The sequence below is a fragment of the Pseudoalteromonas sp. NH0006-46 genome (assembly GCF_057547735.1).
In genome coordinates, this window is the sequence record NZ_BAAJML010000002.1 from 549132 (window position 1) to 562383 (window position 13252).

At 41.4% G+C, this 13252-nt stretch carries 16 protein-coding genes and 1 other RNA gene; 14 read left to right on the forward strand and 3 right to left on the reverse strand.

The window, feature by feature from the left end:
- Positions 1-39: 39 nt before the first annotated feature.
- A non-coding RNA gene (gene ssrS, locus AC27I2_RS07350) (6S RNA) lies at positions 40-222 on the reverse strand.
- A gap of 193 nt (positions 223-415) precedes the next feature.
- On the opposite strand from ssrS, the gene AC27I2_RS07355 reads away from it, so the two are divergent.
- From AC27I2_RS07355 to AC27I2_RS07370, 4 genes are read left to right on the forward strand one after another with little or no spacing between them, the layout of a single operon-like run.
- A complete protein-coding gene (locus AC27I2_RS07355) occupies positions 416-979 on the forward strand; it encodes a UPF0149 family protein (RefSeq protein ID WP_487203875.1) in 564 nt (187 codons plus the stop codon).
- Between the two features lie 34 nt (positions 980-1013).
- Complete coding sequence (gene pepP, locus AC27I2_RS07360) at positions 1014-2336, forward strand: Xaa-Pro aminopeptidase (RefSeq protein ID WP_487203876.1); 1323 nt, start codon at positions 1014-1016, stop codon at positions 2334-2336.
- Between the two features lie 14 nt (positions 2337-2350).
- Positions 2351-3538, forward strand: a complete 1188-nt coding sequence (gene ubiH, locus AC27I2_RS07365; protein WP_487203877.1) for a 2-octaprenyl-6-methoxyphenyl hydroxylase — start codon at positions 2351-2353, stop codon at positions 3536-3538.
- The gene (locus tag AC27I2_RS07370) at positions 3535-4701 is read left to right on the forward strand and encodes an FAD-dependent monooxygenase (protein WP_138529811.1); all 1167 of its coding nucleotides are present in this window, start codon (positions 3535-3537) and stop codon (positions 4699-4701) included. Before ubiH ends, AC27I2_RS07370 begins: the two co-directional genes overlap by 4 nt.
- A gap of 153 nt (positions 4702-4854) precedes the next feature.
- Here the strand turns inward: AC27I2_RS07370 and AC27I2_RS07375 are convergent, their stop codons facing one another.
- A complete protein-coding gene (locus AC27I2_RS07375) occupies positions 4855-6054 on the reverse strand; it encodes an alpha/beta hydrolase-fold protein (protein ID WP_487203878.1) in 1200 nt (399 codons plus the stop codon).
- A 367-nt stretch (positions 6055-6421) separates the two neighbouring features.
- On the opposite strand from AC27I2_RS07375, the gene rpsF reads away from it, so the two are divergent.
- The 9 genes from rpsF to alr all read left to right on the forward strand — a co-directional run bounded on the left by rpsF (position 6422) and on the right by alr (position 12619).
- A complete protein-coding gene (rpsF, locus tag AC27I2_RS07380) occupies positions 6422-6763 on the forward strand; it encodes a 30S ribosomal protein S6 (protein ID WP_006793724.1) in 342 nt (113 codons plus the stop codon).
- 44 nt (positions 6764-6807) lie between these two features.
- On the forward strand, positions 6808-7125 hold the full coding sequence (gene priB / locus AC27I2_RS07385; RefSeq protein WP_006793722.1) for a primosomal replication protein N: 318 nt from the start codon (positions 6808-6810) through the stop codon (positions 7123-7125).
- A gap of 12 nt (positions 7126-7137) precedes the next feature.
- Complete coding sequence (gene rpsR, locus AC27I2_RS07390; RefSeq protein ID WP_006793721.1) at positions 7138-7365, forward strand: 30S ribosomal protein S18; 228 nt, start codon at positions 7138-7140, stop codon at positions 7363-7365.
- Positions 7366-7400: 35 nt separating this feature from the next.
- A complete protein-coding gene (gene rplI / locus AC27I2_RS07395; RefSeq protein WP_058405123.1) occupies positions 7401-7853 on the forward strand; it encodes a 50S ribosomal protein L9 in 453 nt (150 codons plus the stop codon).
- Between the two features lie 231 nt (positions 7854-8084).
- Positions 8085-8633, forward strand: a complete 549-nt coding sequence (locus AC27I2_RS07400) for an RNA polymerase sigma factor (RefSeq protein ID WP_487203879.1) — start codon at positions 8085-8087, stop codon at positions 8631-8633.
- A complete protein-coding gene (locus AC27I2_RS07405; RefSeq protein ID WP_487203880.1) occupies positions 8620-9105 on the forward strand; it encodes a hypothetical protein in 486 nt (161 codons plus the stop codon). The genes AC27I2_RS07400 and AC27I2_RS07405 overlap by 14 nt, the downstream gene beginning before the upstream one ends.
- Before the next feature lie 9 nt (positions 9106-9114).
- Entirely contained in the window at positions 9115-10050 is a 936-nt protein-coding gene (locus AC27I2_RS07410; protein ID WP_487203881.1) for a DUF4097 family beta strand repeat-containing protein, read from the forward strand.
- Positions 10051-10160: 110 nt separating this feature from the next.
- On the forward strand, positions 10161-11540 hold the full coding sequence (gene dnaB, locus AC27I2_RS07415) for a replicative DNA helicase (protein WP_006793716.1): 1380 nt from the start codon (positions 10161-10163) through the stop codon (positions 11538-11540).
- A complete protein-coding gene (alr, locus tag AC27I2_RS07420; protein ID WP_058405119.1) occupies positions 11540-12619 on the forward strand; it encodes an alanine racemase in 1080 nt (359 codons plus the stop codon). Before dnaB ends, alr begins: the two co-directional genes overlap by 1 nt.
- 14 nt (positions 12620-12633) lie before the next feature.
- Here alr and AC27I2_RS07425 read toward each other — a convergent pair whose 3' ends face one another.
- On the reverse strand, positions 12634-12873 hold the full coding sequence (locus AC27I2_RS07425; protein ID WP_006793714.1) for a DUF2960 domain-containing protein: 240 nt from the start codon (positions 12871-12873) through the stop codon (positions 12634-12636).
- A gap of 108 nt (positions 12874-12981) precedes the next feature.
- On the opposite strand from AC27I2_RS07425, the gene AC27I2_RS07430 reads away from it, so the two are divergent.
- The gene (locus AC27I2_RS07430; protein WP_006793713.1) at positions 12982-13233 is read left to right on the forward strand and encodes a YkoF family thiamine/hydroxymethylpyrimidine-binding protein; all 252 of its coding nucleotides are present in this window, start codon (positions 12982-12984) and stop codon (positions 13231-13233) included.
- The last annotated feature ends 19 nt before the right edge of the window (positions 13234-13252 follow it).

Here is a 13252-nt window from a genome sequence, read left to right on the forward strand (position 1 = left end):
GAAGTTTGTATGTTCGTGAGAGAACGCAGTTAGATAATGATGTTCCCCAAGATACGGTACTCGGTTTCAGTCCTGAAACCAGAAGGTTTCAGGGCGGGAATCTGCGGTTTACCGTAGGCTTCTCGGTACATGCCAAGCTTGCACAATAGTAGACGAACAGAAACCCTGGTATAAAATTTATCGGCTCAGGGACTTAACCCAGCTCCAGTATCCCAGGGAACAAATTAAGTATATAAGACATAGTCCAATCCTTAAACCCAAAACGTAAAAAATTAAGTTGTTCGCTTAGTTTTTCTGCATCTTTAACTCACTGTTTACTTTATTGCGTGGTTTTTGAGCTTGATCATACAATTAATTGGAGTTGCTTTTTATCGAGTGGTAGCATTGCTTTAACTAGCAAAGCGAAGACTTGATTATGAACGATTTACCAGATTACGAAAAAGCCCAACTACTTTTAGAAAAAAACGAAATATTTGTCTCTCCTGCCGAAGCACATGGCGTTATTAGTGGTTTATTAGCATGCGGTCTAAGCATTGATGACAAAGAGTACCTAGGCCTTTTAAGCGATGTATTTAACGATGGTGAATCGTTCGGTAACGGTTTAAAAACGTTTTTTGGCACTATTTATAAGCAAGTTGTTGCAAGCTTTAATGATGAAGAATTTCAGTTTGATTTATTTTTACCAAGTGATGACGAAACACTCATCGATCAGGCTAATGGCCTCGTATCATGGGTATCGGGATTTATGCTTGGTTTTGGTTTAAAGCAAAAAGACTACGGTAAGCTGTCGGCCGACGTGAAAGAAGTTATTAGCGACTTTAGCGAAATAACACGCCTAGATACGACTTTCGAAGAAACTGAAGAAGATGCTAACGCACTGCACGAAGTGATTGAATATGTACGTGTATCGGCACTACTTTGTTTTGCCGAGCTGGGTGAAGAGCAAAGCAGCCAAAATGATAAAAAAACGCTTCACTAAACTTAATTAAAAAAGTACTACGGGTTAGCTAATAATGGTTGAAATACAAAAGTCAGAGTTTAAAGCACGCAGAGAGCGCCTACTTGCACAAATGGATGATAACAGCATTGCGCTGATCCCGGCTGCTAGTGAAGTAACGCGAAGCCGTGATACTGAATATGCTTTCAGACAAGACAGCGACTTTTTTTATTTAACCGGTTTTAACGAGCCCGATGCTGTACTCGTGCTTTGTAATAACAGCGATACACCCAGTACCCTTTTTTGTCTTGATAAAGACAAATTAGCTGAAATTTGGCATGGCCGCCGTGTTGGTTTTGATAAAGCTAAAAGCGACTATTTATTTGACGAAGCCTACCCATTAAGTGATTTAGAAGAGAAGCTGCTTGAACTGCTAAATGCTAAAAATGCGATTTATTTTGCACAAGGCGCTTATGCTTCATTTGATAGTAAAGTGTTTTCGTTATTAGGCACTTTGCGAAGTGGTACTCGAAAAGGCCTTAAAGCACCCAGTACGTTAAAAGAAATACGCGGCCTTATTCATGAAATGCGTTTGTTTAAATCGCCGGGCGAAATAGAGGTAATGCGAGAAGCCTGTCAGATTAGCGCCCGTGGACACATGCGTGCTATGCGCTTTTCACATGCAGGGGCAACTGAATTTCAATTAGAAGCAGAGCTTCATCATCATTACGCAATGAACGGTGCGCCCCATCCAGCTTACGGCACAATAGTAGGAAGCGGTGATAACGCTAATATTTTGCACTACACGCAAAATAGCGATGTGCTTAAAAATGGCGACCTAGTATTAATTGACTCAGGTTGTGAGCTGCAAGGCTATGCCGCCGATATTACGCGTACTTTTCCCGTAAATGGCAAGTTTAACGAACAGCAAGCCGCGCTTTATAACATTGTACTTAAAGCACAAGAAGTGGCTTTTGAAGAAATTAAACCCGGCGGGTTTATGTCGCATGCCAATAAATTAGCAATGGAAGTATTAACCCAAGGTTTGCTTGATTTAGGTATTTTAACCGGCGACTTTGATGAACTAATGGCGCAGCAGGCATGTAAAGACTATTACATGCATGGCCTTGGGCATTGGCTGGGGTTAGATGTGCACGACGTAGGCGACTATAAAATAAATAACGTTGAGCGAGCATTTGAACCCGGGATGGTCTTAACTATAGAGCCTGGGCTTTACATTAGCGAAGACTCAAACGCGCCACAAAAATACAAAGGTATTGGTATTCGTATAGAAGATAACTTACTCGTTACCGAGTCGGGCTTCGACAACTTAACCATTAACGTGCCTAAAACAATCAGTGAAATAGAAGCGCTAATGCAAAGCGCTAAAAACGCATAAGCTTGGAGAGTAAAGTGGCTAAGCAGTTTGATGTTGTAGTAATTGGTGGTGGGTTAGTCGGCGCGAGTTGTGCACTGAGTATAAGTAAAAAAAATCCCAGCTTAAATATTGCAGTGATTGAAGCAAATCAAGTAACCACCGATTATCACCCAAGCTTTGATGACAGAAGCATCGCACTTGCCCAGCAATCGGTAGAGTATTTACAAAGCCTCAATTTATTTGAAATAAATGCTCCCTATGCAGCGGCCATAAAAAAAGTGAGTGTGTCAGACAAAGGGCATTTTGGTAAAACCCATATACAGTGTGATGAATTTGCTAAACCCTCTTTAGGGTATGTTGTTGAGGTTAATCCGTTTGGGCGCGCGCTTTATCAGCGATTAGTGCAATCAAACATGAGTTTATTTTGCCCCGATAGCGTAACCGATATAAAACAAACGCTGCATAGCAACGCACTGACTTTGCAAAGTGGCGAACAACTTAACGCTAAGCTAATTATTGTAGCCGATGGCGCGCAATCTCCGACACGCCAACTAATGGGCCTTAATTTTAATACCCAGCCTTATGAGCAAGGCGCTATTATCGCCAATATAGAAGTAGCTGCAGGACATAATAACCATGCCTTTGAGCGCTTTACCCAGCATGGCCCAATGGCACTATTACCAATGAGTAACAACCGTTATTCATTAGTATGGTGTATGGAAAAAAGCCAAACCGATTCGTATATGGCTTTAAATGAAATCGAGTTTTTAAGTGCATTACAATCAGCCTTTGGTTACCGCGCAGGGCAATTTGTAAAAGTGGGCATGCGCGCAAGCTACCCGCTGGTTTATGGGCAAGCCGAATCGCTAATAGCTCATAGAACGGTGGTTATTGGTAATGCCGCCCATGCTATTCATCCTATTGCAGGGCAAGGCTTTAATTTAGGCCTGCGTGATGTACAAGTACTGAGTGACTTAATTGCCAATAGCCCTAATGAGTTAGGGAGCTATGCGTTTACACGCGAGTACGAACAGTTGCGCCGCCAAGATATAAATACGGTGATGACCTTAACTGATGCATTAGTGAGGTTATTTTCAAATTCATCTCGAGTATTAGCGCTAGGTCGTAGTATTGGCTTGTTTTCGATGGATTTATTTCCCGCATTAAAAGCCCCATTAGCAAAACAGCTAATGGGGCAAGTTAAACAAGGTTCACGTTTATGAAGCAAACACAGGTTTGTATTGTTGGTGGTGGTTGCGTAGGGCTAACGTTAGCTCTGGGCTTAGCTAAGGCTAATATTAGTGTAGTGGTACTCGATGCGGCATCAACACAAGCCCCTCCAAATAATGAATACGGTTTACGCGTAAGCGCATTGAGTATTGCAAGCCAAACATTATTAGAGCAGCTAAACGTATGGCCACATATAGTAGCAGAGCGAGCGTGTGCCTATACGCGTATGGATGTTCGTGATGCCGACAGCTTTGGTAAAATAACCTTTAATAACGAACAACTTGAGCTTGATCATTTAGGGCATATAGTTGAAAACGACATTATTCGCTTTGCACTTATAAAAGCGCTTGAGCAGCAAAGTAGTGCAACGCTAATGTTTGATACCGAGTATCAGCAAATACACCAGAGTGAATCAGACGTATTTATAACCCTTAAAAGCGGCGAGCCTATTATTGCTAAGTTGCTGGTGGCGGCTGATGGCGCAAATTCAGCTATTCGCAAACAATTTAATATGGCGCTCAGCTTTAAAGATTACGACCACCACGCGCTAGTTGCTACGGTCAAAACCAAAGAGCCACATGCAAATACTGCCCGCCAAGTGTTTTTACCCACAGGGCCACTGGCATTTTTACCGCTAAGTGATGCCAACACCCATTCAATTGTGTGGTCTACCAGCCCTAACCACTGTGATGAATTGCTAGCAATGGACGACACCGCCTTTAATAAAGCGGTAATGGCCGCCATAGATGGCCAATGCGGTTTATGTGAAGTGCAAAGTAAGCGCGTCGCGTTCCCACTTAAAATGCGTTACGCCCAACAATGGGTTAATGGCAACGTGGTATTAATGGGTGATGCAGCACATACCATTCACCCATTGGCAGGGCTGGGTATGAACCTAGGCCTAAAAGACGCCGCTTACTTAATTGAGCTGTTAAGCAACGAAACTAAAGAGTTTGCAAGCACCCGAACCCTTCGCGATTACGAGCGTACCCGCAAGCTCGATGCACAAAAACACATAGCCATGATGCAAGGGCTAAAAGAGTTATTTGAAGGCGCAAACCCAGTTAAAAAACTAATACGTGGAGTCGGCCTGTCACTCGTTGATAACCTAGGTCCAATAAAACACTTATTCGCCAAAGAGGCGATTGGTAAATAAATTAAAAGCTGCGCTTTTCACGCGAGCAAGCTCGGCGTCTACAATAAATCTTAATACCGAGTTTGGTTCTAACTGTAGGCGTTTAGCTTGCTGACGCGCGAGCGTCGCTCGTAATTACTATCGTTAGTTAAAAAGCGCTTTGCGTTAAATCAGTTACAAATTCTTTTGTGCTTCATTCACCATATCTTGCAGTGCATCAACTAACAGTGGATCCCGCGAGTTTTGTTTAGCAAGCTTTAGTGCATGTTTCATACTGGTAACGGCTTCTTTAAATTGTTTGTCAGCCGTGTAACCTTGCGATAACCGCATATGGGAGTAAGCCGCATTAGGATAATCGCGAGTAAAGTGTTGAAGGGTAGTTATCGCTTTTTTTGTGTTGCCAAATTTTTGCTGGCTATGGGCAAACTCTACGTACACATCTTGTGGAATTTTAAGCTCAAATCCGTACTTATCACTCAGTGCTTGGTAGTAACCTGTAATAAGCGATACATCAGCGAATTTTCCGTGCTCGTCAGTTACTTTAAATATCAGGTCGCTAAATAAGTGAATGAGGCTATCGCTAAGGGCTGGAAGTATAGTGCCCATATGACTAAAAGTAGGGTAATGCTTATATTCCCATTTAAGCTGCGTAGGCATTTGCTGTTCTAAATTGACTAACGTATTTAATGCGCCTGTATAAAAACGCGCGCCTTCACTCGCTACACTAATAAATAACGCTTGGGCACCTTTAGGGTGTTTAGTGTATTTGATAATGTTATTTTTTAACTCTTCATCACTCCACCAACTGTTTGGGCTTATAGCGATGTAGTTGTTAAATAATTCAGGCTGATTAACTAAAGTATAAAGCGTTAATGTACCTGCATTAGAGTGACCAATTAAAGTGCTGTAGCCGTTAGTTGAGTAATTACTGTTTATGTAGGGCATGAGTTCGTCAGACACAAACTTTAAAAAGTTGTCGGTTTGCCCAGCCTCCGGCCATTTGTTTTTAACAAAGGTTTGAAACTCAGTTTTAGGCTCACCTTCTACTTTAGGTAAGTAATCACGAACGCGGTTAGTTGTATCAATAGCAACAAGCATGGCATTAGGTATTTGCTCGTAATCAACAAGGGATTTTATAACGCCAGACGCCGTATAAAAGTGCTCAACACCATCAAGTAAATAAATAACATAAAGCGGTTGGTCGTCTTTTACAGTGTCAGGTATAAAAATTCTGATAGGTCTATCTTCGTTAAGTATTTTTGATTGTAGAACAACTTTTTTACCAACGGTTATATCGGTTGTAGCGGTGTTTGAATAGCTAAAAAAAGAGGTGCTAAAAGTAAGTATCAAGGCAAGCGATAAAAAGAGTTTCATAAATATCCTTATTTAATAATGTGTTGCTTAATAATTGCACGGCTTTAGATTTGAGTAAATGTTTATGTTTAAGATGAAAGCGTAAAGTTTAAGTTATTAAAGCTGCGTTTTCATGCGAGTAAGCTCGGCGTCTACTAACAAACCCCAAAACACTTAGCTTTATTGCAGCAGTTGATATAAAACGGGCGGATAGTAATGCCATGTTAGTGGCTTTAACACTTATCTATTAAAGCTTAAAAAACCTGCTTGCTTAATTATCCTACTAAGCGTAAAATGCGCGCTCATTTCGGCTTTTAAACTATTAATTCCTTGCCTTAAACCGACCGGCCGAAACGGTAGAAGGCTCTATTAACCGTAAGGAATATCCATGCGTCATTACGAAATCGTATTCATGGTTCACCCAGATCAGAGTGAGCAAGTTGCTGGTATGATCGAACGTTATACTGGTTCTATCACTGAAGCGGGTGGTTCAATCCACCGTCTTGAAGATTGGGGCCGTCGTCAATTGGCTTACCCAATTAACAAGCTTCATAAAGCTCATTATGTTCTTATGAACGTTGAAGCACCTACTGAAGTAATCAGCGAGCTAGAAACTACTTTCCGCTACAACGATGCAGTGCTTCGTAACTTAGTTATCCGCACTAAATCTGCAGTAACTGAAGCGTCTCCTCTTGCAAGAGAAGAGAAGAAAGAAGCACCAGCTGCTTAATTGTTTTGAGTCCAAGCATGGCGTTTAACTGGCGGTAAATATAAATGGTTAGCCCTTTTATGAATCAGCTGGTTTTATCTGGGGTAGTTTGTAAAACACCCAAGTTAAGCCAAAGCCCTGCTGGCATCCCGCATTGCATTTTTGTTTTAGAACATAAATCGATGCAAACCGAAGCAGACCTTAACCGTAATAGTTATGTAAAGCTTCAGGTTGTTGCCAGTGGAAAGCAAATGCAACAACAGACTCAACATTTGCACGTTGGGCAGGCATTGCAAGTGAGTGGTTTTTTAAATCGCCACGAAGGTCGTAACGGCCTTAGCCAATTGGTTTTGCATGCTCAGCATATAGAAAGAATTATTTGAGGAATTAATCTCATGGCACGTTATTTCAGACGTCGTAAGTTCTGCCGCTTTAAAGCGGAAGGCGTACAACAAATCGATTACAAAGATCTAGCTACTCTTAGAAACTATGTTACAGAAAGTGGCAAAATCGTACCTAGCCGTATTACAGGTACTAGCGCTAAATTTCAGCGCCAGCTAGCAACTGCTATTAAGCGTGCTCGCTACTTAGCCCTTCTTCCATACACTGACTTACATAAGTAAGCAGCGGATTAACAGTTTTTAAAAGGTGTAGAAACATGCAAGTTATTCTACTAGATAAGATCGCTAACCTAGGTAGCCTAGGTGAACAGGTTGTAGTTAAATCTGGTTTCGCACGTAACTTCCTTTTCCCTCAAGGTAAGGCAGTTCCTGCGACTAAAGCTAACATTGAAACGTTTGACGCTCGTCGCGCAGAACTTGAAGCGAAAATCGCTGACCAGTTAGTTGCTGCACAAGCACGCGCTGAAAAACTAGAAGCATTAGCAGAAGTTACTTTAGTATCTAAAGCTGGTGACGAAGGTAAGTTATTCGGTTCAATCGGTACTCGTGACATCGCTGACGCTATCTCAGCTGTTGGTGTTGAAGTTGCTAAGTCAGAAGTTCGTTTGCCTCTAGGTACTATCCGTGAGACTGGTGAATTTGACGTATCAATTTCTGTTCACACAGACGTAACGGCTACTATCAAAGTAATCGTAATCGCTGAAGCTTAATTTTAAATTAAGCGACAAAAGCCGTGCTTTAGCACGGCTTTTTTGTGCCTAAAATTCAGTGTTTTAATTATTAATGTAATAAAGCCTCCTACTACTCTTCTTATTTAGAATTTAAAACTATTTAAATTTATTTTCATTTCATTCAAACCTTTTACCGCTGTTATTGCGTCTAACTTATCAATACACTTGAAATGGTACCTATACCATAATAATTAAAAGGTGATATCACGGATGTTACACGTTAAACCCGAACAGCCCGCTGAGTGCGAAAATGCATTGATAGAGCGCGTAAAATCGGGTGATCAAAGTGCATACACACTGCTTTATCAGTTGCATATTAAACGCGTTTACGGTTTATGTTTACGCTTATTAGCGGACCAGTCGCACGCTGAGGATGCCGCGCAAGAAGTGTTTGTTCAGGTGTGGCACAAAATCGCGATGTTTGATGGTCGTTCGCAGTTTTCTACTTGGTTACACAGTGTGGCGAGTAATATTGCGATTAACTATTTACGTAAACAAAAAAACTGGGTGCAAAAAGTCGTTAGCATTGAACAAAATGGCATGGATGAGCAATCGGCTAAAGACTGTAAAGGCTTAAACGGCTTAGATAAGTTAATTGTTAGGTTGCCTGAGCGCGCACGCATGGTGTTTGTGTTGTTTGCAGTAGAAGGATATCGACATGAAGAAATAGCAGAGCAGTTGGGTATTGCCGTTGGGTCAAGCAAATCGCAATATCATCGAGCAAGGCAGTTATTACAAGAGTGGTATGAAAATGAATAAACCAAACTTTGACGACTTTTTAGATAAATCATTAAACACGCTTGATAAAGAAATAGCCCCACAAAAAGATTTGTGGGCAGGCATAGAAAGAGCCATTGTAAATACTCATAAACCTAAGCAATCAGCGACTACTTTATGGCCAAAGTTAAGCGCAATTGCGGCCTGTACCCTTGCCGCACTAGTGGCACTCAATATGTTTGTAATAAACCCTAAACCACAGCCGGTTGTGGCTATAAGTGACTATTTTGCACAGCAAAAGCAAAGCTTGCTGGTGCAATATAAAAATCAAGATGCCTTGACCGATAATTGGCAAATACAATTACAAGAGCTTGAAGAGGCAGAGTACGCCATTAAGCAAGCACTTAAAAACGAACCCGAAAACCAAGCATTGCTAACAATGTTAGCGCAGATTTATCAACAACAACTTGATTTGATTAATAAGGTGCATGCACCTCGTTGGCAAAGTATTTAGGAGATTAACATGAAAGCAATTTTACTAGGATTAAGCTTATTTCCACTTGCTGCATTTGCAGGTGAAAAAATTGATAAACAAATAGAGGTTTCAAAAGGTGGTACCGTTTTTATTGAAAATCAGCGCGGTGAAGTAAGTATTGCTGGGTGGGATAAAAGCGAGTTTAAAGTAGTGGGCGAGCTTGACGATAAGGCGCAAGGCCATGAACTCGAAACGAGAGGCGACAATACATATTTTGTTGTAAAAATGCCACGTAAAATGGGCTGGGGCAGCAATGGCGACGGCTCTAAGTTAACTATTTATATGCCGCACAGCAGCGCATTAGACTTTCGTGGTGTTAATGTATCGGTGATAGCTAAAGCACTTAAAAATGGTGCAGAAGTTAATGTGGTTAACGGTGAAATTACCGCGCAAGATTTAGCCGGTAATATTAAGCTAACTAGCGTTAACGGTGATGTGAATGCACAAAGCCTGAGCGGTAATATTCAATTTGAAACGGTAAACGGCGAAATTAATGATGAACAGTCAAGTGGTGAGTTACGTTTTAGCGCTGTGAATGGTGATATTAAGTCAACAACAAGCGCGAACGATGTTCGACTTGAAAATGTGAACGGTGACATAAACTTTAACTTAGATAGCATCAAAAACTTACGCATTAATACTGTTAATGGCGAAGCTGAGGTTCGTATTAGTGAGTTGTTAGACAGTGCCGATGTACGTTTTGAGTCCGTAAGCGGCGATGCTGAATTTTTCTTTCCTGCTAATGTATCGGCTAAATTTGAGATTGAAGCCCATGCTAATGGTAAAATTATTAATAAACTTAGCAGCGATAAAGTAAAAAAAGCCAAATATGGCCCAGCTAGCGAGCTTGAGTTTATTATTAATGGCGGCAATGCCGACATTGAAATGGATACCATAAGTGGTCGTATTGAGCTTAAAAAGTAAATCGTAAACTTTTGAGTTACAAAAAGCAGGAAAAGATTTCCTGCTTTGCTATTTGCACAACCCCGGCAAGTCGATAGAATAGAGCCATTCAATTTTAGTACTGTGAAGTTATGGCCAAACCAGATAAGCAAGTCGATACCCTTAAAGTTCCTCCCCATTCAATAGAAGCTGAACAATCTGTTTTAGGTGGCTTAATGCTTGATAACCAAGCATATGACCGCGTAGCCGAACTTGTTGTATCTCAAGACTTTTATACTCGCACGCACAAGCTCATTTTTGAAGCAATGACAGAGCTTGCAGAGTTGGGTGATCCAATCGATTTAATCACGATTTCTGAAAGCCTTGAAAAAAATAATAAACTTGCTGGTATTGGTGGCTTTGCTTACTTAGCCGAAATAGCCAAAAACACACCGAGTGCTGCCAATATCGATGCATACGCAAACATAGTACGCGAACGTGCCGTTGTTCGTGAAATGATTGGTGTTGCAAACGAAATAGCCGAGGCCGGTTTTAATACCGAAGGGCGCACCAGCCACGACTTATTAGATTTTGCCGAGAGTAAGGTATTTAAAATTGCAGAGCAGCGCTCAAAAAGCACCGAAGGCCCGCAAAGCATACACAACATACTCGAAAAAACCGTTGATAAAATAGAAGAGCTATACCAATCTCCGCAAGATGGTGTAACCGGCGTGAGTACTGGCTATGCTGACCTTGATAAAATGACCACAGGTTTACAGCCGTCTGATTTAATTATTGTAGCCGCGCGTCCTTCTATGGGTAAAACCACCTTTGCGATGAACCTTGCAGAGCACGCAGCTATGACTCAAGACAAGCCCGTGCTTATTTACTCATTAGAGATGCCTTCAGAACAAATTATGATGAGGATGCTTGCATCACTTGGTCGTATTAACCAAACTAAGGTACGTACTGGCCAGCTAGATGATGACGATTGGGCGCGCCTTTCATCAACCATGGGTTTATTGATGGAAAAAGGCAAAATGTATGTAGATGATGCATCAGGCCTAACACCTACTGATGTACGTTCTCGTGCACGTCGTATTGCGCGCGATCATGGTGGTATTAGCATGATCATGGTCGATTACTTACAATTAATGCGTGTACCGAGCTTATCGGATAATAGAACACTTGAAATTGCAGAAATTTCGCGCTCTCTTAAGTCACTTGCAAAAGAGCTTAAATGTCCGGTTGTTGCGCTTTCGCAGCTAAACCGTACGCTTGAGCAACGTGCTGATAAACGCCCAATTAACTCTGATTTACGTGAATCAGGTTCAATAGAGCAAGATGCCGATTTAATCATGTTTATATACCGTGATGAAGTGTACAACGAAGACAGCACTGAAAAAGGCATCGCCGAAATCATTATAGGTAAACAACGTAACGGCCCAATTGGTAAAGTGCGCCTGACGTTCCAAGGACAGTTTTCTCGTTTTGATAATTACGCAGGCCCTGCGATGGATGACGAATATTAATGCGTTTAGCCACTGCTGAAATTAATTTAACGGCACTTGCGCATAATTTAGCGCAGGTAAAGCGTTTTGCACCAAACAGTAAAGTTATGGCGGTATTAAAAGCCAATGCTTACGGCCATGGTTTGGTTAAAATTGCTCAACATTTAAATGATGCAGACGCATTTGCAGTAGCCCGTATAGATGAAGCTTTAGCGCTTCGAGCCGGCGGGTTAACAAAACCGATTGTGTTACTTGAAGGCTTTTTTAATAAAGACGATTTACCTATTCTATTGGCCAATAACTTTCAAACTATTATTCATGATGAGTATCAGCTTGCCGCTTTGGAAGAAGCCGAGCTTGAAGCGCCGTTATTGTGCTGGCTTAAAGTAAATACAGGCATGCACCGCCTGGGTATTGCCCCCGCGCAGTTCGATGAATTTTATATGCGCTTGCAAAATACGCCTAATGCCAATAACACCGTTAATTTAATGACTCACTTTGCCTGCGCGGACGATGTGAATAACACTAAAACAGCACAGCAAATTTCACAGTTTGACTGCCTAGTAAATAATATTAACCAAGCACATTGTTTATCAAATTCGGCAGGCATTATTGCGTGGCCGAATGGCCATGGTGATTGGGTACGCCCTGGTTTAATGCTTTATGGTGTATCACCTATGGCTAACGCATTGGGTGAGCAGCATCAGCTTAAACCCGTTATGCGATTAACGACACGTGTTATAGCCGTGCGCCATGTTCCAGCTAACGAGGCCGTGGGATATGGTGGGCGCTGGAAAAGCGATAAAGCGACTCAGTTAGCCGTGGTTGCTATGGGGTATGGTGACGGTTATCCGCGTCACGCAAAAGAGGGCACACCGGTTGTTATTGGTAAGCAGCGCTACGGTATTGTGGGCAGTGTGGCAATGGATATGATTAGCGTAGACATAGGCCAAAACGAGCACAACATTAAAGTAGGCGACAGAGTCACAATGTGGGGCCCTGAGCTACCAGTAGAAGAAATAGCACAGTGCGCCGATACCATTCCTTACGAGCTCTTATGTAATATTACACCGCGCGTAAGTTATGAGTATCAGGCGTAATTAAACAGTGGTAATTACTCTTTAATAAAGTAAATATCACTAAAGCCCATGCGGGCAAATTCTTGATCACGAAAGTTACGAACAGAAGCCGACCCTTTAGAGGTCATTTCTATTTGTTGTACCATGCTTAAATAATTGGTTAAATCAATGCCTTCGGCAGCAGCAATTGCTTGATACATGTCGTGGTATTTGTCTTTAGCGAAATTTATTTCGCGCGGTTGGTTTTTAAATTTGTAGGTTATTCTGCGTGCCATATTAAGCTCATTGTAATTGAGTATTACAGCGATTTTACACTGTATTTAGTAGCGGCTCTAGCATTGAATGACACGATATAACTAGGCACCTAAACCATAGGGTTAATAATGAAATTATCAGTAGAGATTAGTAAGTACCCACTTCATCAAGATTACATTCCTTTTATTAAAGGCTTTATTGATCGATTAAACGAGTACGATGGTTTAAAAGTGATTACAAATACACTATCGACACAAATTTTTGGCGATTATGATTTAGTAATGCAAGTACTCAATACCGAAATTAAACGTTCATACGAAGAGTTTGGAAAAGCTATTTTTGTGTGTAAGTTTTTGTCTGGCGATTTATCGCCTCAGTAGTTTTTTCGCCACAATTTAA

Coding starts and splice junctions, on each gene's coding strand:
- AC27I2_RS07430 (WP_006793713.1), top strand. CDS start 12,982: ATGAAATTATCAGTAGAGATTAGTAAGTACCCACTTCATCAAGATTAC.
- rplI (WP_058405123.1), top strand. CDS start 7,401: ATGCAAGTTATTCTACTAGATAAGATCGCTAACCTAGGTAGCCTAGGT.
- AC27I2_RS07410 (WP_487203881.1), top strand. CDS start 9,115: ATGAAAGCAATTTTACTAGGATTAAGCTTATTTCCACTTGCTGCATTT.
- AC27I2_RS07400 (WP_487203879.1), top strand. CDS start 8,085: ATGTTACACGTTAAACCCGAACAGCCCGCTGAGTGCGAAAATGCATTG.
- AC27I2_RS07375 (WP_487203878.1), bottom strand. CDS start 6,054: ATGAAACTCTTTTTATCGCTTGCCTTGATACTTACTTTTAGCACCTCT.
- AC27I2_RS07405 (WP_487203880.1), top strand. CDS start 8,620: ATGAAAATGAATAAACCAAACTTTGACGACTTTTTAGATAAATCATTA.
- AC27I2_RS07370 (WP_138529811.1), top strand. CDS start 3,535: ATGAAGCAAACACAGGTTTGTATTGTTGGTGGTGGTTGCGTAGGGCTA.
- alr (WP_058405119.1), top strand. CDS start 11,540: ATGCGTTTAGCCACTGCTGAAATTAATTTAACGGCACTTGCGCATAAT.
- rpsR (WP_006793721.1), top strand. CDS start 7,138: ATGGCACGTTATTTCAGACGTCGTAAGTTCTGCCGCTTTAAAGCGGAA.
- dnaB (WP_006793716.1), top strand. CDS start 10,161: ATGGCCAAACCAGATAAGCAAGTCGATACCCTTAAAGTTCCTCCCCAT.
- AC27I2_RS07355 (WP_487203875.1), top strand. CDS start 416: ATGAACGATTTACCAGATTACGAAAAAGCCCAACTACTTTTAGAAAAA.
- pepP (WP_487203876.1), top strand. CDS start 1,014: ATGGTTGAAATACAAAAGTCAGAGTTTAAAGCACGCAGAGAGCGCCTA.
- rpsF (WP_006793724.1), top strand. CDS start 6,422: ATGCGTCATTACGAAATCGTATTCATGGTTCACCCAGATCAGAGTGAG.
- AC27I2_RS07425 (WP_006793714.1), bottom strand. CDS start 12,873: ATGGCACGCAGAATAACCTACAAATTTAAAAACCAACCGCGCGAAATA.
- priB (WP_006793722.1), top strand. CDS start 6,808: ATGGTTAGCCCTTTTATGAATCAGCTGGTTTTATCTGGGGTAGTTTGT.